Source organism: Phyllobacterium sp. SL163, assembly GCF_049896885.1.
In the GTDB taxonomy this organism is placed as follows: Bacteria; Pseudomonadota; Alphaproteobacteria; order Rhizobiales; family Rhizobiaceae; genus Phyllobacterium; species Phyllobacterium calauticae.
On the sequence record NZ_JAFCVE010000006.1, the window covers coordinates 1 to 23,587 of the forward strand.

17 protein-coding genes are annotated in these 23,587 nt (G+C 60.1%); 2 read left to right on the plus strand and 15 right to left on the minus strand.

The window, feature by feature from the left end:
• The 15 genes from repC to ACP7B1_RS14270 all read right to left on the minus strand — a co-directional run.
• Nucleotides 1–719 (minus strand): plasmid replication protein RepC (gene repC / locus ACP7B1_RS14200; protein WP_426137046.1); only part of this gene is annotated, 719 nt, incomplete at its 3' end.
• A 215-nt stretch (nt 720–934) separates the two neighbouring features.
• Nucleotides 935–1,900 (minus strand): plasmid partitioning protein RepB, encoded by a 966-nt coding sequence (gene repB, locus ACP7B1_RS14205; RefSeq protein ID WP_346305403.1) that lies wholly within the window; start codon nt 1,898–1,900, stop codon nt 935–937.
• An 82-nt stretch (nt 1,901–1,982) separates the two neighbouring features.
• Nucleotides 1,983–3,182, minus strand: a complete 1,200-nt coding sequence (gene repA, locus ACP7B1_RS14210; protein ID WP_105735049.1) for a plasmid partitioning protein RepA — start codon at nt 3,180–3,182, stop codon at nt 1,983–1,985.
• A gap of 360 nt (nt 3,183–3,542) precedes the next feature.
• Complete coding sequence (locus ACP7B1_RS14215; RefSeq protein WP_346305405.1) at nt 3,543–5,273, minus strand: GGDEF domain-containing protein; 1,731 nt, start codon at nt 5,271–5,273, stop codon at nt 3,543–3,545.
• Between the two features lie 427 nt (nt 5,274–5,700).
• Nucleotides 5,701–5,820 carry a cytochrome bd-I oxidase subunit CydX gene (cydX, locus tag ACP7B1_RS14220; protein ID WP_105735051.1) on the minus strand — a complete coding sequence of 40 codons (120 nt, stop codon included), beginning with the start codon at nt 5,818–5,820 and terminating at the stop codon, nt 5,701–5,703.
• 20 nt (nt 5,821–5,840) lie between these two features.
• Nucleotides 5,841–6,995, minus strand: coding sequence for a cytochrome d ubiquinol oxidase subunit II (gene cydB / locus ACP7B1_RS14225; protein ID WP_346305406.1), 1,155 nt, complete (start codon nt 6,993–6,995; stop codon nt 5,841–5,843).
• Between the two features lie 6 nt (nt 6,996–7,001).
• On the minus strand, nt 7,002–8,579 hold the full coding sequence (locus ACP7B1_RS14230) for a cytochrome ubiquinol oxidase subunit I (protein ID WP_223615876.1): 1,578 nt from the start codon (nt 8,577–8,579) through the stop codon (nt 7,002–7,004).
• 80 nt (nt 8,580–8,659) lie between these two features.
• Nucleotides 8,660–10,351, minus strand: a complete 1,692-nt coding sequence (locus ACP7B1_RS14235) for an amino acid ABC transporter ATP-binding/permease protein (protein ID WP_426137047.1) — start codon at nt 10,349–10,351, stop codon at nt 8,660–8,662.
• Entirely contained in the window at nt 10,348–12,120 is a 1,773-nt protein-coding gene (gene cydD, locus ACP7B1_RS14240; RefSeq protein ID WP_346305407.1) for a thiol reductant ABC exporter subunit CydD, read from the minus strand. Before cydD ends, ACP7B1_RS14235 begins: the two co-directional genes overlap by 4 nt.
• 5 nt (nt 12,121–12,125) lie before the next feature.
• The gene (locus ACP7B1_RS14245) at nt 12,126–12,698 is read right to left on the minus strand and encodes a GbsR/MarR family transcriptional regulator (protein ID WP_223615878.1); all 573 of its coding nucleotides are present in this window, start codon (nt 12,696–12,698) and stop codon (nt 12,126–12,128) included.
• 206 nt (nt 12,699–12,904) lie between these two features.
• The gene (gene efeO / locus ACP7B1_RS14250; RefSeq protein ID WP_346305408.1) at nt 12,905–13,732 is read right to left on the minus strand and encodes an iron uptake system protein EfeO; all 828 of its coding nucleotides are present in this window, start codon (nt 13,730–13,732) and stop codon (nt 12,905–12,907) included.
• Nucleotides 13,733–13,743: 11 nt separating this feature from the next.
• Nucleotides 13,744–15,057: an iron uptake transporter deferrochelatase/peroxidase subunit gene (gene efeB, locus ACP7B1_RS14255; RefSeq protein WP_346305409.1), complete on the minus strand. Its 1,314-nt coding sequence runs from the start codon at nt 15,055–15,057 to the stop codon at nt 13,744–13,746.
• A gap of 17 nt (nt 15,058–15,074) precedes the next feature.
• Complete coding sequence (gene efeO / locus ACP7B1_RS14260) at nt 15,075–16,265, minus strand: iron uptake system protein EfeO (RefSeq protein WP_346305410.1); 1,191 nt, start codon at nt 16,263–16,265, stop codon at nt 15,075–15,077.
• A 9-nt stretch (nt 16,266–16,274) separates the two neighbouring features.
• Entirely contained in the window at nt 16,275–17,114 is an 840-nt protein-coding gene (gene efeU / locus ACP7B1_RS14265) for an iron uptake transporter permease EfeU (RefSeq protein WP_346305411.1), read from the minus strand.
• 274 nt (nt 17,115–17,388) lie between these two features.
• Nucleotides 17,389–21,006, minus strand: a complete 3,618-nt coding sequence (locus ACP7B1_RS14270) for a hydantoinase B/oxoprolinase family protein (protein ID WP_346305412.1) — start codon at nt 21,004–21,006, stop codon at nt 17,389–17,391.
• Between the two features lie 120 nt (nt 21,007–21,126).
• On the opposite strand from ACP7B1_RS14270, the gene ACP7B1_RS14275 reads away from it, so the two are divergent.
• Nucleotides 21,127–21,714 carry a winged helix DNA-binding protein gene (locus ACP7B1_RS14275; protein ID WP_426137048.1) on the plus strand — a complete coding sequence of 196 codons (588 nt, stop codon included), beginning with the start codon at nt 21,127–21,129 and terminating at the stop codon, nt 21,712–21,714.
• 10 nt (nt 21,715–21,724) lie between these two features.
• Nucleotides 21,725–23,557 carry a dipeptide ABC transporter ATP-binding protein gene (locus tag ACP7B1_RS14280; protein WP_346305413.1) on the plus strand — a complete coding sequence of 611 codons (1,833 nt, stop codon included), beginning with the start codon at nt 21,725–21,727 and terminating at the stop codon, nt 23,555–23,557.
• Nucleotides 23,558–23,587: the final 30 nt, after the last annotated feature.

The following is a 23,587-nucleotide window of genomic DNA, read 5'->3' on the forward strand; positions in this document are numbered from 1 at the left end:
TCAGAATGAGACTCTTTGGCGCTTGTTTGTGTCAAATTCAGCTTATCCTGCAACAACTTGGAGATCTCCAGCTGGATGCATTCCAGACCGTCGACAATCGGCTCCAGATCGCGGATCGTCGCCTGGCGGGGAATATCATCAAGCACAGCGCGAAACGCCGTGTGGTGGCCGTTCCAGTCGATGTCTGGCATTTCCTCAAAGCCCAGCTCAATCAGCTTGACGATGTCGCGGCGCAACAGCGTCACCTTCTCCTTCATCAGCTTCAGCTGCAGCCGCTCGGCCCGCACCGTCTGCGCCATGGTGTCGAACTCCTGCGCCCGCACCACCAATGGTGCCAGCGAGAAGCCAAAGGCCTCGCCGCCCTCCCCTGCCTCCGTCACCCCTGCCCGGGCTTTGCGCGCATAACGCTTGCCGTTGGGGCTGTCCTTGCGGAAAATCAGGCCGGTTTCCACCAGCGCGCTCAAATGCCGGCGCAGCGTTGCCGGCGCCATGCCGTGCGCGCGCAGCGACAGTTGCACATTGGACGGAAACACCACCAGCCCGCCCGCCTCGCTGAGCGCGTTCTGCGGATAGAACGTCAGCAGCGCGTTCAAAACCACCAGCGCCCGGTCGGAAATCCCGATCAGCGCCCGCGCCTCGCATAAGGAGCGAAACAGCTTCCATTTGTCGACCGAAGCCTCGGGATCGACGTCGCTGGCCTGCGCCTGCGTTGCCAGCATGCCAAGCGACAGCGATCGCCGCCCGAAGGGCGTCGTGAATGCATTCCCCGACTGCATCGTCTTCTACCTTTCAATAGGCAAAAGAAATCCATCCGCCCAAACGACGCCAAAATGTCTTGACACTGATTCCCGGAAATGCGATTCTCGATCCTGCTAGAGATATGAGAGAAGCCTTCCAAGACAGAGATGTTTAGGTGGGCTTTTTTCTTGTGCGGTTAATCTCCTGTTTTTCCTACTGTTTCCGATTCCCTGAAGGCTCGATAGAGTTCGTCAAGGTTATCGGCAATATATGCACCGAAACGAGAAGCATTTCTGGCCTTCAACGCCAGTGTAAAGCTCTTTCCCGTATCTTTGATCTCTGCGTTAAGCGATTTATCCTTTGCCGCCCAGGTTTTCGTCCTGGAAGCGCTAGCTTTCGGCGTCGGCCGCTTTGCGTTGTTCAGGCTATCGAACAGGCGCGCAAACCGGTCATCGCTGTTCTCGACAGCAAAATCCGGAGAGCGAATGAACTCGGCCGCCTTGGCCTGATTTCCCGGCTGTTCCAGAAATTTGGAAAGCTGCCACCAGCGATCCCGCCCCGTTGCCTTGGCCGAACCGATGGCAAGAACGATAGTTTCTGGAATGTGCGACGAAACCGACTGCATCTTGGAAAAAGTCGTCGGATCAAGCGCTAGCGCCGATTTGATGACGGCGTGATCATAGCCAAGATCGCCCAGCCGCTTTGCAAACAGCGTCCGCTCGATAAAGGAGAGGTTTTGCCGCGCCGCGTTTTCCTGCCCCTGCGCGATGACGTGATCCTGATCCGCCATCGGCTTGACCACGGCACGCACGAGCTTGCCGAGATGCCGTGCAACCTTAACCCGGCGATGGCCGAAAACGATCTGATAGCGACCCGATACAGAGGGGTGCGGGCGAACGAGAATGGGCGAATCCTGCCCCCTCTCCGCAATGGCAGCCAGCAGCTCCTGAAAGGCCTGATCGTCATCATCGATGCGATCGGTGACAAACGAACCGTCGATCAGTTCCGGATCAAGTTCCACGACACTGCCCTTGGCCAGTTCCTCGAACGAGCTCTTGATGGAGCGCGATGCGCCAGTCACCACATAGGACAAAGCGTCGTTGCGTTCCGTCTGCGCTGGCGCTGCGTTCATCACGCTGCTGAAAATATCCTTCCGGGCCATCTAATTTAGTCCATTCCCAGTCATGCGGTTGATTTTTCTTGCGAAAATCAATGTTTTTACGGCAGTAAATCGTAAGTTCATGTCATCGGCCCCACGCGCGGTGCACGAGCGAGGCGATCTCGGCATTGACAGCATCAAGTGACTCGATCGCCCGCTCATAGGTGGAGCGCGTGAAACTGTTCTTCTCCACCTCGTAGAGCGTCTGCTTGGTCAGGCCGGCATCCGATACCGCCGTGGATTTCAGCATGGCATTGGCCAATATCTCTTCAGCCAGCATGGACTGCATGAAGCCCACCATCTGCGCCTGCGGAATATCTGTCGGTTCATAGCGGGTAATCAGGTAGCGGAACCAATCGAGTTCCACTTTCGCTCCCGCCTGTTTCACGGTCTTCAGGATACCGCCCAGCATGAGCAGGAACTGCGACATGGACATCAGATCCAGCATCTGGGGATGCACGGTGATCAGAACAGCCGTGGCAGCCGACATTGCCGTCAACGTGAGATAGCCGAGTTGCGGCGGGCAATCGACGACAACCACGTCATAGCGGTCATCGACACTCTCCAGCGCGCTGGCGATACGGGTGAAGAACTGCCGGCCTTCGCGCGATGCCTTGTCTTGCATCGCCAGCGGGGTATCGTACTCATACTCCTGCAGTTCGAGATTGGCCGGAATGATATCGAGCCCGGGGAAGTTGGTCGGCAGGATCACATCGGCAATCGGCTTGCGCTGATCGTCATAGCGGATGGACTCGTACAGCGACAGATTCCGGTCCAGTTCAGGCTGGAAACCGTGCAGGGCGGAAAGGGAAGCCTGCGGATCAAGATCGATCGCCAGAACCCGGTGGCCCGTCAGCGCCAGATACTGCGCGAGATGCGCCGACGTCGTGGTCTTGCCGGAACCGCCCTTGAAATTGACGACAGCGATCACCTGCAGCTTGTCGCCGGGCTTGCGGTGCGGCACATATTTTTTAACCTCGGTCCGGCCGTTGCGGTCGAGATAATGGCGCAGCTCCAGCATCTGCTCCGCCGTATAGGAACGCCGCCCGGATGCTGCCTGCGCCGGCACGGGCCCCTTGCCTTCCAGGTGCAGCCGCTTGAGATTATTCTGCGTCACACCAAGATAGTGCGCCACTTCCGCCATGGAGAACTGCCGCAATGTCTTCTTGGCATTCGGCGGAAACTTTTCCATGCGAAGCTGATTCAAGCGGCGTGATATCTCTGCACCCTGGTCGAGGATCTTGTCATCAAACTCAAACTTGGGCAGAGGTAGAGCGAAATTCATCGGAGACAAAACCTCTAATAGCGCTTTTTCAAAGCAAATCTTCTGAGAAGCGCCATTAAGCTCCGATTCGAACAAACCATCAAGAAATTTTAGGTTAACAGAAACTTAACAACAGTTTTGTCATCCAACACATGCGGAGCTTTGAATCCCGATGCATATCCCGCGGTGCCGGAGCACCCCGCATCAAAACGCGATTAACACCCTGTTTTGCTTACAAAAACACGAGAATTTACTGCAGTAAATACGCCTTTGAACCGGAAAACTGACACGACCAGGACAATTCATCCTTCAGCCGGGCGCCGCTTCACCATTGGAGCCCACCTGACTTATCCGATGATTTATCAGCAGGCGCGCCCGGAATCACGCGTTTTCAGCGTCGGTCTGGTCATCGGCGGCGAATCGAACGCGGTTCCTGCCCTCCGATTTGGCGCGGTACAGCGCGACATCCGCCGCCTTGATGAGTTTCGGCCATCCGGCAGAGCCCAACACGCCGCTGGCGACGCCGAAACTTGCGGTCATATTCAGACAAACACCGTCTGCCAGCCGAATCTCATGCCGCTGCAGGGCGAGCCGGATGCGGCGTGCGCGCATGACGACGTCGGCAAGCTGGTCACCCGTCGAGAGAATGGCAAACTCCTCGCCGCCGAACCGGGCGATGACATCCGCCGACCGGACCATCGACTGCAAGAGGGCCGATACGTCCTTGAGCACATGGTCTCCGGCCTGATGGCCATAGGTATCGTTGACGAGCTTGAAGTAATCGATGTCCAGAAGAATAAGGCAGGCCGTCTCTGGCTGCTCATTCTTTTTGGCTGCGCTCTGACCGATCAGGTCGAGCGTGCGTCGGTTGAAGAGACCGGTCAAGCCGTCGGTTTCGGCCTGCTCCTTCAATTTATCCGTCAAGATTGCCCGCTCATGCAGCTTGCCGCGCAAAACCTGCAGCGCATCGAAAAGCCGGCGCATTTCCCCGGCATAATGCTGCCTGTCGCCAAGTTTGACCGGCACGTCGTGGGCAAGGCCGATGACCTCTTCGCGCGCCTGCAGGAGCGGTGACAGCACGGACCGGTGCACCATATGAACAAGGCTCGCAAGAATGGCCAGTATCGCCGATGTTATGGCGACAACCATGATCAAGGTGCTTAAGGCACGATCACGCGTGTGCATGAGTTCGTCGATCTTGACGTTCAAAAACTCGCTGCGCAGGCTCTCCAGCGGTTGAAGCGTTTTGACAAAGCGGTCCGTGAACTGCTCAGCCGTCATGGAATATTGCCCGGAGACCCGACCTTCCGCGACAAGAGCATCGACCATGCCCAGACCCTCGCCGAAAAACACACGCTCGATTTCCTCGCGCTTGCCGGCAAGACGGGCATCGCTGCGGAAGAGGGCATCCTGCACGCCAATCAGGCGCCAGAGCTCATTGAGCCGCCCGCGCGTCCGGCTGCTGTCAATCAGGTGCTTGCGCTCCAGGGGACGATGCGTCGCGATCGGTGCCATGATCTGGGACGCGATGCGACCGCCATATTCGCGGAGATCGCTCAGCATGTGGCCTGTCATCACGGATGCCGCGATGGCATCATCGGACCCGACAAGCTCATTGACATTCCAGGCCACGATCGACTGGAAATCGTCAACCACGGCAAACATGCCTTCAATCGCCTGCTGGACGTCGTTTGTAGTGCGCTGGTCAAATGGCATCGCAGCGACCCGATCGACATCCATTCTGGCGCGTTTGAGATCAACGCCTGTCTGTTCAAGCAGCCGGAGAGGGATGGGGTGGTTTGGGGTTCCGGAATCAGGTGTTTGTGGATCTGCCACTGCGGCAAGAGCCGCATCGCTGGCCGCCCGAAACTGGATCAGCCGCTGGGTTACGTCAGGTGTCAGAGGATCGGCGCTCCCCATGACCGTGTTCGACGGGCCGCGTTCCGCCGACAGGCGATTGGCGGCGTCCAGAACCAGACGAAAGCGCTCAACCCGATCGAGGTTAAGTCGTGCGAGCCGATAATCCCCATAGGATGGCGCTATAACGCTCGCTGCGAGAATGGCAGTGCAGGCCACCGCCATGCCGACGGCAATCCACAGCTTTCGATACAAGCTGGCGCCTGCATTGTTTCGCGGGGCATTTGGGGGTAATTCGGTGGAGCTGGACTGTGGCAGGGCGGGACGTCTTCCAAAACGGGCCGGACGAAATGAAGTCAATCAATACTATCCTATCGCAATAGTTCCCGCCAGCAGCTGAGGCGCTACCGGCAAGACTGTCCTTCGTCCCCTCTGAAGTCCGCGTTTTCTGACAAACGCTTGGTCTTGTCGCTCAATCGTATGGCTGGTTTAAGGGAAGATATCAATAGGCAAGCACACGTATAGGTTGATATTGATGTGCACTTTTTAGTTGTATTATTTCAAGAGGCAAGGGAAAGCCTGGTCTGCAGTCAAATACCGGGCGGCAAATGAGACACATTTGCCGCCCGGCACGCCGGCGATAAATCATCCGACCAATCAAGTTCAAAACAGATATCCGTTGCTATTTCTTGCCGCCCGCCTTGCGGCTGGCATCGTCCTCGACCAGTTCATACCACATGGCATTGAGAACGGCGAAAGCAGCAGCAAACGGCAATCCGAGCAGCCAGGCAAAATACCACATTCTTCTACTCCTTCTTCGTCCTAGTACGCGTGACCGCTCTTGTTGGTGATTGTCTTGTCATCCACTTTCCCCCACAGCACGTGGTACACCCAGCTTGTGTAGAGGACGATCAGCGGCACGAAAATGACCGTCACCACCAGCATGATGAACAGGGTCAGGTGGCTTGACGACGCATCCCAGACTGTCAGGCTCGACCGCGGATCAAGCGACGATGGCAGGATGAAGGGAAACATCGACAGGCCTACGGTCGAAATAATGCCGAAAATCGACAGTGCGCTTGCCAGGATGGTGGTGATTTCCCGCTTGAGACGGAAACCCAGCATGGCAACAAGAGCGCCCAGGAAGCCGAGGAGGGGGGCAACCAGCATCCATGCATGTGTGCTGAAATTGGCAAACCAGGCGTTCTTGTCCGATACGACAGTCTTCAGCAGCGGATTGGATGGCCCCGTTGGATCGACGACGCTGGAAATGCGATACCCGTCCAAACCGGTCCAAAGGATAAGTCCCGCGGCGGCAAACAGAAGCACGGTGAGCGGTGCCGCGATCCCGCCAAATCTGCGGGCGCGCTCGGCGATGATCCCCGTCGTCTTCAATTGCAGCCACGCACTGCCGTGCATGACCAGCATGGCGACCGAAAGAAGCCCGCAGAGAAGCGCGAACGGGTTCAGCAGCCCAAAGAACGACCCTTCATAGAAAATGCGCAGATCGCCGTCAAAACGGAAAGGAACACCCTGCAGCACGTTGCCGAGCGCCACGCCGAAGATGAGTGACGGTACGAAGCCGCCGACGAACAGGGCCCAGTCCCAGGCAGCCCGCCAGGTGGCGCTCTCGCGCTTCGACCGATATTTGAACGCGACAGGCCGGATGATCAGTGCCGCCAGGATAACGAACATGGCGAGATAAAAACCGGAGAAGGAGACCGCATAGAGTGGCGGCCAGGCGGCAAATATCGCGCCGCCGCCAAGAATGAGCCAGACCTGGTTGCCTTCCCAGATTGGACCGATCGTGTTGATGGCGATACGGCGCTCCATGTCGGTGCGGGCCACAAAGGGCAACAACGTACCGATGCCGAGGTCAAAGCCGTCGGTGACGGCAAATCCGATCAGCAACACGCCGAGCAGCACCCACCAGATCAACCTTAAAGTGTCATAGTCGAGAAATTGATGTAGGATCATGATTGTTTACTCCGCCGGTACGATATGGGGGGAAATCAGGACGGCTTCTGGCTCATTGTCCAGTTCCGGTCCCTTGCGAATGGCACGAAGCATCAGGCCCATCTCGATCACGAACAGGATTGTGTAGATCGTCACAAATCCGGCAATCGTGATCAGCAGGGACGTCGCGCCCAGATTGGAAACGGCTGCCGCCGTTGGCAGGACGCCCTCGATGATCCAGGGCTGGCGGCCGAATTCCGCAACGATCCATCCCATCTCCGCTGCAACCCAGGGGAGGGGGATCGCCAGGACTGCAATGCGCAACAGCCACGGATATGTATCGAGTTGCCGCCGGACCGACAGTACGAAGAACGTCCCGGTCAACAGGATGAAGAACATGCCGAGACCGACCATGATGCGGAACGACCAGAAGAGTGTTGGAACGTGCGGGACCGTATCCAGCGCCGCTTTTTCGATCTGGGCATCGGTCGCCTGGCGCGGATCGTCGACATAGCGCTTGAGAAGCAGGGCGTAACCAAGATCGGCGCCGTTGTCTTCAAACTTGGCCCTTACGTCCGGTGCGATCGCATTGGTGCTGCCGGCAGCGCGAATCTGTTGCAGCGCGTCGTAAGCCAGGAGCCCCTGTTTGATCCGCACCTCCGCATGCTTGACCAGATCCTCGATTCCGGGGATTTCCGTGGTCAGCGACCGCGTTCCGATGAGCCCCATCACCCAGGGAATACGAACGGCATAATGGGTTTCGCGGCTCTGCTGATCGGGAAAGCCGAATGCCGTGAAGGCAGCCGGAGCAGGCTCGGTCTCCCACATCGCCTCAATAGAGGCGAGTTTCATTTTCTGGTGTTCGGTGGAGAGATAGCCGCTCTCATCGCCAAGCACGACGACGGAAAGGGCCGCGGCCAGTCCGAACGATGCCGCCACCGTCATCGACCGCTTGGCCAGCGCCGTGTGACGTCCCTTCAGCACATACCAGGCGGAAACACCCAGAACAAAGATGGAAGCCGTTACGTAACCGGCGGAAACCGTGTGAACGAATTTCGCCTGGGCGACCGGATTGAACAAAACCGCAAAGAAATCAGTGACTTCCATGCGCATCGTCTGGGGATTGAACGCTGACCCCACCGGATTTTGCATCCAGCCATTGGCGATCAATATCCACAAGGCGGAGAAGTTCGAGCCGATTGCAACCAGCCAGGTTGCAGTGAGGTGTCCCACTTTGGACAATTTATCCCAGCCGAAGAAGAACAACCCGACAAAGGTCGCTTCCAGAAAGAATGCCATGAGGCCTTCAATGGCCAGCGGCGCGCCGAAGATATCGCCGACATACTGGCTGTAATAACTCCAGTTCATACCGAACTGGAATTCCATGACAATGCCGGTGGCGACACCGAGCGCAAAATTGATACCGAACAATGTGCCCCAGAACTTGGTCATCTGGCGCCATATGACGCGGCCGGTCATGACGTAGACGGTCTCCATGATTGCAAGCAATACGGAGAGGCCAAGCGTCAATGGTACGAAGAGAAAATGATAAAGCGCGGTTATCGCAAATTGCAGGCGCGAAAGCGCTACGATGTCGAGTTCCATCTGCTCATGCCGGGCTTACGCCCGACCCCCTGTTGATCAGCGCCGCGAAGGGCGGACGCCGAGTGATTGAGACTGCGTCCTCAGTCCGGCCGCAGTGCTGCAAGTGCGGCGTCGAATTCTGGTTCGCCGCGGTGTAAAGAGGCAACGATCTGCCCCTGTTTCATGATGAGGAGACGATCGGCCATTTCAGCCTCCCGCCGTATATGTGTGGCGACAAGGACCGTGTGACCGGTCATCTCATGCCTCAGCCGCTGCAGGACATCCCGGGCTGTCTCGCCGTCCAGCCCTTCGGTCGGTTCGTCCAGCAGCCAGAGCGTCGCGTTGCGCAGAAGCAGCCGTGCCAATGCAAGACGGCGCAACTGTCCGCCCGAAAGCCCCAACCCGCCTTCGCCAAGCCTTGTATCGAGCCGGGTCGGTAATTTTTCCACATGGCTTGCCAGCCCGGCTATCACAAGCACCTGCCAAAGGCGGTCATCCCCGGCGTCTGGATCGGCAAGCCTGAGATTCTCGCGCAGACTATCCTGAAAGAGCTCGGTCCGTTGCGTCAGGCGCGCCGAAGGGACATAGGCGGCATGGCCATTCACAGGCTGCAATTCACCGGCAATCAGGGCCAGCAATGTCGATTTTCCCGCACCGCTGGCGCCAACCAGCGCAACGCGCTCGCCCTTCGCCAATGACAGCGAGACATCCGTGAGGGCAGGATGAGCTGCGCCCTGATGAACGGCAGTGACTTTCTCAAGCACTACTGCCAGACCATCGGGAGGAGGGGAGGCGAGGGGAGGCGAGGGCGCAGCGGCAAGATTGCCGCCGATGCGCCGCGCCGCAAGAATGGTGCGGCCAAGTTCAACTGCACCGCGCCGCAGCCCGGCAAAGGGTTCGAGCGCTGCCAGAGCCATGAGAATGGCCAAGGCCGCAACCGGCGCCCCGATCAGGCCCACCTGTGCAAGAATGGCAACGGCCAGCAATGTACCCGTGAGAAGCACGGCGGAGGCGATTCCGAAACCTGCGGTGACCGCCATTTCAACGCGGTTGAGCCTGTCATCCGCATTCACCAGACGATCATCGGCGGATTGGATCGCAGCGCATTGCGCCGCCACCCGGCTGGCCATGATGAGATCCGTCTGCCCCGCGACAAGGTCGATCACACGCGAGCGAAGCGCTTCCATCGCATGGGCCCGGCGGCGCGCCGCATCCAGCGAAAAGCGCCCTGCCAGAAAGGGTATCGCCAGCCCCGTTGCCAAAAGCCAGGCGGCCACGCCCAGGCCAAACAGCGGATGCATCAGCCCGAAGACCACGCTCACAGCCACCGCGGAACACAGCGCGACGGCGCCCGGCACCACAATCCGCAGATAGAGCGAATCCAGGGCGTCAATGTCGGCCGTCAGCCGGAACAGCAGCTTTGACGGCCGGCGAAGCAGCAGACGGGCGGCTTCGGGTCTGGCCCATCCGCGAAACAACGTCTCGCGCAGACCGGCGAGAACGCCGAGCGTGGCCTCATGCGTAGTCAAACGCTCGCCGTAACGCGCAGCGGTACGGGCAAGAGCCAGAAAACGGATACCTGCCGACGGGGCGAAGACATCGAACGCGAAAGCCGTTGCCGACGACAATCCGGCAATGGCCGTGGCGGTAATGAACCAGCCCGACAAGCCAAGCAGGGCAATGCCCGCAAGCACCGTCGCCGCCGCCAAAAGCGCACCTGCCAGCAGCATGAACCGCCGCTCTGCCAGGAAAAGCCGCAGCACAGGCCGGAAATCGCGCCGTAATGACATCACGCATCACTCCTTGCGAAAGCGGTCCGAAGATCGATGATGCGATCTGCCCGTGCGGCAAGAGCCGGGTCGTGCGTTGCGATGACCAATGTCTTGCCTCGCGCCAGCGCAAACAATCTGTCGGCAATATCATTTGCCGTCTCATCATCGAGGTGTGCGGTCGGCTCATCGGCAAGAATCAGGTGCGCATCGAAATTTGCGGCAGCGCGCGCCAGGGCGAGACGCAGCGCCTCGCCGCCGGAAAGACCCGAACCGCCTTCGCCGATGGACGATTTTCCACGGGCATTGGCGACAGTGTCCAGGGCGGCATTGTGCAGCGCCGCCGCCACCGCATCCGCATCGACCTCCGGCCGGCCCAGCGAGACATTCGCGCCGACAGTCCCGGCAAAGATATGCGGTTTCTGGCCGACCCAGGCGATGCACCGCCGCTGTGTCGCAGCATTTGCTGCCATGGATTTGCCGGCAACCATTATGTCGCCGCCGTCCAACGGCGCCAGGCCTGCAATCAGGGCCAGCAATGTCGATTTTCCCGATCCGCTCGGTCCAAGCAGGGCCACGCTTTCACCCGGAGCGATATCGAGGCTGAACCGTTCGAAAACCGGCCGCCCGTCCCCGGCATAACGGAACGTGACATCACGCATATGAACGGAGGGCATTCCGATCTGCCCGGGGAATGCAGTCCGGTCATCATGGGGCTTGTCGCCGTCACGCGGCAGGTCCATGCCCTTGACGGCAAGTTTCCGCAGCGCCTCCAGCGAAGCTTCGCCTGCAGCACGGTCATGCCAGACCGCCGAAAGCTCGCGCAACGGCTCAAAGAAAGCGGGAGCGAGCAGCAGAATGAACAGCCCTTCGCTCAAGGAGAGCCTGCCGCTCCAGGTTCCGAAGTCGAGTTGCCCGAGGAGATGAAAGCCTACGTAGACCGCCACCATGGCGACGCCAAGCGCGGCAAAGAGCTCGAGGACAGCCGACGACAGAAAGGCGATGCGCAGGACCGCCATCGTGCGCGACCGCAACGACTCCGCATCGGCCCTCAGGCGCTTTGCTGTCACATCCACCGCATCGAGCGCGCGAATTGTCGCCAGTCCGCGCAGCCGGTCGAGCAGAAACGCGTTCATTCCGCCCACTTCGACCAATTGCGCCTCGCTCGCCGCCTTGGCGCGCCAGCCGATCAGCGCCATGAACACGGGAATGAGCGGCGCGGCAAGGAGCAGAACGATGGCAACAGCCCAGGACAGGGAAAGAACGCAGACAAGGATTGCAAGCGGAACCAGCGTTGCCTTGAACCGGGCCGGACGAAACCGCGCGAGGTAAGGCACCACGGCTTCCGCCTGCTCGGCCAGGATACTTGCAGCCTCCCCGGAGGCAATCCGGCCGGGATCAAGCGGCGAGCGACGTGCAAGGGCGAAAACGGCGTCCCGGCGCAGTCCGGCAAGCGTGGAGCGCGCACCATGGAAAGCGAGCCGGTTACCCGCGGCGTCGATGAATGCACGCACGACGCCGATTGCAAGAACGCCGGCGGCGAGCCAGACGATACCGGACAAACCGTTGCCCGCAGCGATCCGGCCGACAGCGATGCTGAGCAGGGCCGCCTGCGGTAGCCACAGGAGCGCGGCAACAGCCTGCACAAGGGCTGCGGACCGCCCTCCAGGCAAACGGCTGGACGATTCCACTCCTGTATTATCCGGCTCACTGGTTTTTGCGCGCACCTGGCCGTTTGCGGCCGGATCTCCTGCCCGCAAAGCTATCGGGGAACTGAGTGCATCGACTGACATGACATTTATGCCTTGTCCGGACTGCGTTTGGTGCGGCCGAGCGAGACGATCTTGTCTTTCGCCTCGAGCAATCGCGTTACCTTGGCGCCAAGCGTCAACAGAGTGGCAAGGCGGTCAGTTTCGAGCTTCTTCACGTCATCGTACCAAGTTGTGAGGCGCTCGATAAGCCCATGCATTTCCGCCATGCGTTCCTGGGCATGCCGCTCTGCATCGCTCGCCGGCTGCTGCATGAGTATTTCACGCAAGACGGAGAGTGTCGGATCGACCTCGCGCTTCTTTCGTTCCTCCGCCAGCGTGCGCAAAATCTGCCAGACATCGTCCGGGGTCGTGAAGAAGTCCCGCCGGTCATCCGGCAGGTGTTTCAGCAGGACAAGATTCCAGGCCTGCAGCTCGCGCAGGCTCATCGACACATTGGATCTGGAAATGCCCAGCGATTCGACAATCTGATCGGCATTCAACGGTTCGGGCGTGACATAGAGCAGGGCATAGATCTGCCCCACGGTGCGATTGATGCCCCACCGGCTGCCCATTTCGCCGAAATGCAACACGAAGGACTGAACGAGAGGAGGAAGGTTCATCAGAGATTCCCGACACAACAGTTATTTCAGTAATTACTGAAATTACGATATTCGATAAATCAATGAGATGCAAGTGACCTCGGAACTCAACCTAGCATTGCAACGATGACGGAAAGAATACGCTGTCTGTTCAGGGGCTTGGCCAACAAAAAACCCGGCCGTTGCCAGCCGGGTTTTCCAATTTCCATCTGAACGCCGTGACGCGGTCAGTTCAGTCCGAGCTTGCCGCGCAGGGTCGAAAGGTCTTCAGCCAGCGTGTTCACGGCCGCTGCAAGCACCGCGCGATCGTCGTCGGTCAGCTTGTCATAGAGTTCGTAGCCCTCAGCCGTCTTGTACTTCGACAGGGTTTTGCCGACCGTATCGAAATTACCCGCAACCTTGGTGACGAACGCGCCGTCACCCTTCTCGATCAGCGGACGTGCCAGCTCGAAAATCTTGCGCGAACCATCGAAGTTTGCCTTGAAATCCCACAGGTCCGTATGGCTGTACCGGTCTTCTTCGCCGGAAATCTTGGTCGCCGCCACTTCTTCCATCAAGGTCGCCGCGCCGCCGAAGACCTTCTCGGGCGGGAAGGTCAGATCGGTGATGCGCTTGTGCAGTTCGACCACATCGGCCTGGAGCTTGTCGGCAAACTCCGCCAGGCCTTCCGTGCTGTTCTGGCTGAACAAGCCATACTCAAGACGATGGAAACCGGTGAATGCGGGGTCTTTTTCCTTCAGTTCGTGATTATCGGCGCGCGAATCGATGGAGCCATCGAGATCGCTGAAAAGTTCGGCCACCGGCTCCACGATTTCGTAGTTCATGCGGGTCGGGGCATAGAGCTTCTTGGCCTTTTCGAGATCGCCGGCCTTAACAGCATCGGTAAAGGCCTTGGTCTCGCTGACCAGCTTCTCCAGGTTTTCACCGATGAAAATCTTGTACTCGGCAATGGGCCCGACGAGATCGAGAGGCGAGACCTCCGCATTGGCGGCGCGCGGGGCCGCAGCCGCAGCTATCGCGACGATACTTGCTGCAAGATAGGCTCTGAATTTCATGGTTAGCTCCTTCAGGATTTGGTGTTTGTTGGCGTATGGCCGGCTGCTTCCAAGAGGGTTCGGCCAAGAAAATCGTCAGCGCCGGTGACGCCCGGCAGAGTAAAGAAGAAACCGCCGCCAATAGGCTTGATGTATTCTTCCAGCGGCTCGCCATTCAGCTTGTTCTGAACGGCAATGAATCCCTTCTCCAGATCCGCCTGGTAGCAAATGAACAGCAGCCCCTGCTCGAGCTGACCGGATTTGCTCACGCCGTTGGAATAATTGAACGGGCGGCGCAGGATGAGATGCGCGTCGGCGGCCTTGCTGCGGTCATTTGCCAGCCGGATATGCGCATCGAGCGGCGTGACAGCACCGTCCGGGTCTTTCGCATAATCGGGCACTTCCGTTTCGGTGCGGCCGCCAAAGGGCGCACCGCTGGGCTTGAGCCGCCCGATGATGCGCTCCTGCTCGCCAAGCGGCGTACGATCCCACCGCTCGACGAAATTACGGATGATCCGGACCGCCTGATAGCTGCCATTGCGTGCCCAGGCCGGTTCGTCGCCACTGTCCTGAACCCAGACAATCCGCTGCATCAGACCGGCGTCGCCGGCATCGGGATTGGCCGATCCGTCACGAAAGCCGAGAAAGTTGCGCGCACTCTGGTGCGTCCCGTCGGGGCTGCGCGGCAGGACGGGAACCGACCCCTCCTGCTTCCAGCGCAGGACCATCAGATCCGGCAGGTTCTTCAGGATATCGCGCAGGGCGTGAATATTGGTGTCGGGAGTGTTCGACGATATCTGCAACGACAGGTCGCCATGACACAGCGACTGGTCCAGCGCGTCGTTCTTGAACGCCTTCATGCGTGACAGGCGGGCAGGCTTGTGGGATGAAAGCCACTCCCGCTGCTCGAAGAACGATGCGCCAAGCGAAACGGTGATTGTCAGATTGTCGGGCAGGACCACCGGGCCGAGGATGCCGCTGTCTGCAGGCGGCAGCTTGTCGTCGAGGGCAGGGGGCGTGCCGCCCTTCATCAGGAACGCAATCCGCTCGGTGAGGCTTCTGAACAGCCGCTCCACCTCTTCCGGCTTGCTCGCCAGCACCCGGAACGACGCCACCATGCCGGCGGCCGGACGCGGTGTCACGATGCCGGACTGATATTGTCCGTGGAAGGGCTGCTGCTCCAGCATCTTGTCGCTCACGGGAGCGTCGGTCACCTGTTCGCCGTGGCTGTTCGCAGCTTGAGACGTCGTGATGCCGGCCGCGAGCACACTGCCAGCTGCGCCTGCTCCGAGAAGGAGGCCGCGGCGGCTGGTCATGAAGGGCTTGTTGTCTTTGTCCTTTGTCATGATTGCTTCCCCGGGGCCTATTCCAGCCCGACAGCGGCATTCAGTTTGCCGATGGAATCGGCAAGTGCCTGCATCTGTGCGGCCAATGCCGTCCTTTTGTCCGCGCTTACGCTGTCATAGGCCGGGAAACCATCCGCACCGCGCAGCGATTTCAGCGCGGCGTCCACGGCAGCGAAGCGCGCTTCGATATCCGCGACAACCGCAGGAGAGCCCTGTGCAACCACGGGCTTCATCAGCGCGATCATGCGCGATACACCGGCAAGATTGGCTTCAAAATCGGCAAGGTCGGTTCGCGCGTAGTGATTTTCGCCGGCGGCGATCCTCGTGCCTGCAATGGTACCGATCAGGCGGGCAGCGCTGGCGGCAATCTGATCAGGCGGGACGCGCAATGACCGTACCCGATCCTTGAGCGCCGAAACGTCAGCCAGCAGTTTTGCCGAGACAGGCGCAAGGCCATCGAGGCTCTTGACCGAATAAAGCCCGTACTCGATGCGGTGAAAACCGGTAAAGCCGGCGTCCGCCTCGCGCTTTTCCAGATAGTCGGCGACAGGATCGATCGCATTGTGCAGATCGGCAAAGCGGTCGGCCATGGGCTCGATCTGCATGTAGGGCTGGCGGGCCTTCTGGTAGAGCTCCCGCGCCTTGTCGATATCACCGGCCTTGATGGCCTCGTCAAGCGCCTGCACGCCCTTCACAAGCGCACTCGTCTGCGTGGCAAGAAAGACCTGGTATTCGGCCAGCGGACCAACGAACGCCACCAGCGCCGGGCGCGCAGCCGCCGCGTCGGCCTCCGCCGAAGGCGTTACGGTCAGGGTACCGCGCGGATTGTTGAGCAGCCCGCAGGTAATTTGATACGTGCCGGGATTGAGCTTGGCGGTAAATGTCTGGGTAAAGCCCGGAACAATATTCTCCCGTTCTTCCAGCACCATGACGCCGTCGAGAATTTCCCATTCAAGGGCCCGGTCCGACTTGTTGACGATATTGAACGTGGTGCGCCCCGCCGGAACGGTCAGGGCATTCGGATCACATTTTCCCTCACTGATCGTCACCGTGATCGCGCCAGCCGAAGCGCCGGTCTTGACCTTCGTCGAGGCATAATAAAATGCGCCTCCGCCAGCAACGACAAGCAAGCCGGCGCCCATGACGGCAAGCTTCATCAGCGCTTGTGACGGCGGGCGGGGAGCAGACGGGTTCGCATTCTGGACCATGGGACGCTTTCAGTGGGTTGGCCGGGATGCCGCGGCAGCGGTTTGACGCTGCGCAGGCCGCAGAAAGAAGAACAGGCTTACGGCGAGAAACACGACATAGGCGATGATCTCACCCAGTGTCGGCATATCCTGATAGCCGAACATGCCTGACAGCAGCGTACCGAAGGCGCTGCTGACCGGCAGCACGTTGCTCAAATCGAACACCACCGTCTGCAGGCTGTTCCAGACGCCCGCTTCGTGCAGGTGCCGCAGCGAACCGGCAAGGATGCCGGCGGCCACCACGAGGATGAACAGGCCTGTCCAGTAGAAGAACCGCTTCAGGTTGAGACGGACACCGCCGGCATAGATGCCGTAGCCGAGACCGATGGAGACCAGGATGCCCAGAAGCGCACCGAGCGGCGCATCGGAGTTCGCGCTCTGCTGAAAAATGGCCAGGAGGAAGAAGACGGACTCAAGTCCCTCGCGGGCCACTGCAAAGAAGACCATGGCAACCAGCGCCGCTCCCTGCCCGGAGGAATGGGCGAGCGCATCGTCGATGGATGTGTGCAGTTCCGATTTGATGGAGCGGGCAGCCTTGCGCATCCAGAAGACCATGGACGACAGCACGATCACCGCGATGAAGCCGACAAGGGCTTCGAAAAATTCCTGGGCTTTCTGGGGAAACTGCGCACTGACCATCTGCAGGCCCGCGCCCACGAACAGGGACAGGGCAACGGCAAGCAGAATGCCCACCCACACCGCAGGCATCCAGGCATCGCGACCAGTCTGCTTCAAATAACTCGCAACAATGCCGACAATCAGCGCGGCCTCAATGCCCTCGCGCAGCATAATCAAAAATGGAACAAGCATTAAAACCAATCCTCGGCGCGGCCAGCCCGATGTTGCGCAGCGCTGGGCAAGTCATAAACCGGGACGAAAAACGAAGCAATAACAATATATTAGAAGAATTCTAAGAAGATGCGATGGCGAATTTCTGCAATCTTTTCCGTATGTTGAGTGGTTTTGTCCACTATTTTGCGACACGAAAATGCGCCCTTTGCAGCGCTTGCAAATACCACTGGTTGCAGAACATGAGGTCTTCAGGCAGGTTTTACCAAGAGGAAAGGCGCACCTGCCGGAAAATTCATGCCTCGGGCTTGCCGTAGCCGCCGCCCGTCGGCGTGACGATGATGAAGGCTTCACCTGCTTCCAGCACGGTGTGCGCACAGCCCTGCAGCGCTTCGACGGCCCCACTCCTGCGGCGCACCGCATTGGAGCCGGTCTGCCCGGGCTCTCCGCCCAGCAGGCCGAACGGCGCCACACGGCGATGACCGGAAAGAATGGCGAAGTCGAGCTTTTCCTGTGCACGGATCGTCCGCTGCGTGCCATTCCCGGCTGACCACTTTCCCTTGCCGCCGGAACCGGCGCGGATGTGGAAATCTTCCAGCACCACCGGGAAGCGCGTTTCGAGAATCTCCGGATCGGTCAGGCGGGAGTTGGTCATGTGGGTGTGGATGGCATCGGCGCCGTTATAACCGGGGCCAGCCGGGGCGCCGGAGCAGATCGTCTCGTAATACTGGTACTGGTCATTGCCGAAGGTGAGATTGTTCATCGTGCCTTGCGCGGCAGCCTGCGCACCCACCGCGCCGAACAGGCAGTTCGTGACGGCCTGGCTGACCTCGACATTCCCCGCGACAACCGCAGCGGGATATTCCGGCGAGAGCATGGTGCCATCGGGAACAATGATATGGATCGGGCGCAGACATCCGGCATTCATCGGAATGTCGCTCTGCACCAGTGTCCGGAAGACATAGAGCACGGCGGCGCGCGTCACCGGGCGCGGCGCGTTGAAATTGTCGGACCGCTGTTCCGACGTGCCGGTGAAATCGACAGTCACCTCGCGCGCAACCTTATCGACCGAGATCTTGACGACGATGCTGCACCCCTGATCCATCTCATAGGTGAAGCTGCCGTCCTGCAGCTGATCGAGCACGCGGCGCACGCTCTCGGCGGCATTGTCCTGCACATGGCCCATATAGGCCTCGACGACATCCTCGCCGAAATGACTGATCATCTTGCGCAGCTCCGCCACGCCCTTTTCGTTGGCAGCAACCTGCGCCTTCAGGTCATTGACGTTCTGCAACAGCGTGCGCACGGGATAGCGGGCGCCGGTCAGAAGGGCCGCCAGCTCATCCTCGCAGAAACGGCCGCGATCCAGCAGCTTGAAATTGTCGATATAGACGCCTTCTTCTTCGATGTTCGTTGCCAGCGGCGACATGGAACCCGGCGCGATGCCGCCGATATCCGCATGGTGGCCACGGCTTGCCACCCAGAAACGGATCGTCGTACCGGCATCGTCGAACACCGGCGTGCAGACCGTCAGGTCGGGCAGGTGGGTGCCGCCATTATAGGGGGCGTTGATGAGGAAGACATCGCCGGGATGAATGACCGGATTCTCACGAATGGCGGCAGCGACGGAAGCATCCATCGAACCGAGATGCACCGGCATATGCGGCGCATTGGCGACAAGATTGCCTTCCGCATCGAAAACGGCGCAGGAGAAATCCAGCCGCTCCTTGATGTTGACGGAATAGGCGGTGTTCTGCAGCGTCACGCCCATCTGCTCGGCGATCGACATGAAGAGATTGTTGAAAATCTCCAGCATCACCGGGTCGGCTTTCGTGCCGATGGCGGAGCGGTCCGGCAGCGCCTTGATGCGCTTGAGAACGATATGGTTCTTGGCCGTCAGTTCCGCCTGCCAGCCATCCTCGATGACAATGGTCTGGTTCGGCTCGATGATGATGGCCGGGCCGGTGAGGCGCTGGCCGGGCTGCATCGCACCGCGCAGCACCACGACCGCCTCATGCGCTGCCCCTTGCGAATAAAAACGGTTGTGCCGCACCGCATCCGGCTCGCCGGTTGCTGTCGCATCGACGGCCCCCTCGGCTTGACCGGCACCGCCGCCGACGGTCTCCACTTCCACCGCGTCAATGACCAGCGCCTTGTTTTCGGCAACAAATCCAAAGCGGCGCTTGTGCAGGATTTCGAACTCGCGCCGCAAACGGCCGATGTCGTCATGCGCCGGAAAGGTCGCCTCGACGGCCAGCACGGTATCCGTACCGGCGTAGCGGATATGGGCCCGCACGATGGTGGTGATCTCACTGTTGGCGATACCCTGCGCATTGAGCTCGGACAGGCATTCCTGCTGAAGCTCCGCGGCCAGACCGGCAAGCGGGGCAGGGGCGGCCGGATCGAGCGGCACACCCAGCGCCTTCTGCCGGGTTGCCCGGATATCCGCCAAACCCATGCCATAGGCGGACAGCAGACCCGACATCGGATGCACGAGAATGCTCTTCATGCCCAGTGCATCGGCAACCAGGCAGGCATGCTGGCCGCCGGCACCGCCGAAGCAGCTCAGCGCATAGCGCGTCACGTCATAACCGCGCTGCACGGAAATCTTCTTGATCGCCTCGACCATATTGGCAACGGCGATGCGGATAAAACCGTCAGCCACATCTTCGGGGCTGCGGCCATCGCCGATCCGGCCTGCCAGTTCGGCAAAGCGCGCGCGCACGGCATCGACATCCAGCGGCTGATTCTGGTCCGGTCCGAAGATCGGCGGGAAGAATTCGGGCAGGAGCTTGCCGACCATGACATTGGCATCGGTCACGGCCAGCGGGCCGCCATTGCGGTAGCAGGCGGGACCGGGATTGGCACCGGCGGAATCCGGTCCGACGCGGAAACGACCCGCATCGAAATGCAGGATCGATCCGCCACCGGCGGCAACCGTGTGGATGAGCATCATCGGCGCGCGCACCCGCACCCCTGCAACTTCCGTCTCGAAGGCGCGCTCGTATTCGCCGTCGAAATGCGCGACGTCCGTTGATGTGCCACCCATATCGAAACCGATGACATTGGGAAAGCCGGCTTCCTCGCCGGTGCGGGCCAGGCCGACAACGCCGCCGGCCGGGCCGGACAGGATGGCATCCTTGCCCTGGAACATATCGGCAGCGGTCAGACCGCCCGAGGACATCATGAACATGACCCGCGCGCCGGTGCGGGCAATGTCCAGTTCTGCCGACACCTGTGCCACATAGCGGCGCAGGACCGGCGAGAGATAGGCGTCGATGACGGTTGTATCACCGCGCCCGACCAGCTTGATCAGCGGGGAGACTTCATGGCTGACGGATACCTGGGCAAAACCCATCTCCCGGGCGATGGCGGCCATGGCAGCCTCGTGCGCCGGAAATTTGTAGGCATGCATGAACACGATGGCGAGCGCGCCATAGCCCTCATCCTTCAACGCCTTCAGGGCTGCGCGCGCCTGCACTTCGTCAAAGGCGATTTCAACCGTGCCATCGGCGAGCACGCGCTCATTGATTTCAACAACCTGATCATACAGTGCTTCGGCCTTGATGATCTCGGTGGCAAAGATGTTCTTGCGTTCCTGATAGCCAATGCGCAGCGCATCGCGAAATCCCCTGGTCGTCACAAGGGCAAGCCGTTCGCCCTTACGCTCCAACAGGGCATTGGTGGCAACGGTGGTGCCCATGCGCACTTCGCCGATTCGTCCGGCCGGAATGGCTTCGCCCGGCTTCAGCCCGAGATGCAGGCGGATGCCCTGCACGGCGGCATCCTTGTAAGCCTCGGGATTCTCGGACAGCACCTTGCGGGCATGCAGCACGCCGTGCGGATCGCGCCCGATGACATCGGTAAACGTGCCGCCCCGGTCGACCCAGAAATCCCAGCTTCCGATGCTCATCCCGCACTCCTCTTGATCGACTGCCACATTTGTAAGCATGCCCAATTAATAGACTATAGCGTCATTGACAATATGTCGATAAAATGATGATATAAATTCGTCAAGGCGGAGGCAAGCAGAATGACGACTGGTCCGAAAGACCACACCACGGCGGATCTCGAACAATTTGCAACGGCTTTGCCGAAGCATCTCAAACCCGTCTCCTCCATTGGTCCTATTGTCTCGTCAGCCCATCTTGCCGAGGGCGGTTCGCCCGGCCTTTCCGACGTCGAGTACGGCATGATCCTCGCCTCCCATGCTTTTTCCCGCTGGATGGTGCGCTGCATGGCGGCCGCCGGACTGCCGGGGCTTTCCGCCACAGAAATTCTCATCCTTCACTCCGTGCGGCATCGCGGCCGCGAAAAGAAGCTCGCCGACATCTGCCTGGTTCTCGATATCGAAGACACGCATGTCGCCACCTATGCCATCCGCAAGCTGGAAGCGGCCGGGCTCGTCACCACCGGCAAGGCCGCCAAGGAAAAGACGATCAAGATCACCAACAAGGGCGCCGATGCCTGCACGCGCTACGCCCAGATTCGTGAGCGGCTGTTCGTGGCATCGACGACCAATGCCCGGCCGGCCGAGGATACGCTGTCGGAAATCGCCGCCGTCCTGCGCTTTCTCTCCGGCGCCTACGATCAGGCGGCCCGCGCCGCCACCACACTTTAAGGATAGCTGCGTGACCGATACTGCTTCAGCCCCGCTCTTGGCCGTGGACAATCTTTCCGTCGCGTTCGGTCCGTCGCGTGTCGTGGAGAACCTGAGCTTTTCGGTGCGGGCAGGGCGCACGCTTGCCATTGTCGGCGAATCCGGGTCGGGCAAGTCCGTGACCTCGCTTTCCGTCATGCGGCTTGCCGATATGATGGGCGGCCAGTTCCCCATCGGTCAGGTGCTGTTCGAAAGCCGCCAGGGGCGGATCGACCTGACCACCGCCACGCAGAAAACCATGCGCGGCATTCGCGGCAAGGAGATCGCCATGATCTTCCAGGAACCGATGACCTCGCTCAACCCGGTGTTCACCATCGGCGACCAGATCGCCGAAGTTCTGATCCTGCATGAGGGCATGTCCAAACAGGCGGCGCTGGCCGAGGCCAAACGGCTTCTGGACATGGTGCGCCTGCCCGACGCTGCCGATCTGCTTGGCCGCTACCCGCACCAGCTGTCCGGCGGCATGCGCCAGCGCGTCATGATCGCCATGGCGCTTGCCTGCCGTCCGAAACTGCTGATCGCCGATGAGCCGACAACCGCGCTCGATGTCACCATACAGGCGCAAATTCTGACCATCATCCGCGAATTGCAGACCGAACTCGGCATGGCGGTGATCTTCATCACCCACGACATGGGCGTTGTCGCCGAAATGGCCGACGACGTGGTGGTGATGTGGAAAGGCCGGAAGGTCGAGGAAGGCCCGGCTGCCGATATCTTCGCCCGCCCGCAGCATCCCTACACCCAGACACTGCTCGCCGCCGTACCGAAACTCGGCAGCATGACCGGAGAGGCCTATCCCAAGCGCCTGCCGCTGACGGTCATGGACGGTGACACACCCCGCCTTGTCGGCGGCGAGCATGTTCAGGACACGGCCCGCTACGGCCTGCCGCCCGTCCTTTCAGTGCGTGATCTCGTCACCCGCTTCAACATCAAGAAGGGCATTTTCGGCGGCGTTACCCACCGGGTCCATGCGGTTGAGAAGGTTTCGTTCGACATCCATCCCGGCGAAACTCTTGCGCTTGTCGGCGAGTCCGGTTCGGGGAAATCCACCATCGGCCGCACGATCCAACAGCTCCAGAAAGAAACATCAGGCACCATTCTGTTCGACGGGCGCCCTGTCTCCTCGATGAATGGCACCGAACGGCAAAAGCTGCGGCAGGAAATCCAGTATATTTTCCAGGACCCGTTTGCCTCGCTCGATCCGCGCAAGACCGTCGGCTTCTCCATCGCCGAACCCATCCGCACCCACGCATTGATCGACGGCAGCAAGCCGATCCAGAAACGCGTCGATGAATTGCTGGAACGCGTCGGCCTGACCAGCGCCCATGCCAGCCGCTATCCGCACGAGTTTTCCGGCGGCCAGCGCCAGCGCGTCTGCATTGCCCGCGCGCTTGCTTCCAATCCCAAACTGATCATTGCCGACGAGGCGCTGTCGGCGCTCGACGTGTCCATTCAGGCGCAAATCCTCAACCTGTTCATGGAATTGCAGGAGCAGCAGGGCCTCTCCTATCTCTTCATCAGCCATGACATGGCTGTCGTTGAAAAGATGAGCCATCGCGTCGCCGTCCTTTATCTGGGCCAGGTCGTGGAAATCGGCACCCGCCAGCAGATCTTCGAAACGCCGGCGCATCCCTATACCCAGCGCCTTTTGTCGGCAGTCCCCGTGGCTGATCCGGCGCGTGCGCGCAACCGGGCCATGCTGGAAGGCGAAATACCGAGCCCCATTCGCCGCGTCGGCGACGAACCCGCCATTTTCAAGCGAACCGAAATTGCACCCGGCCACTTTGTGGCGAGTGCGGCCTGAACCAAACGTCTACATATAATGAGGAGAACA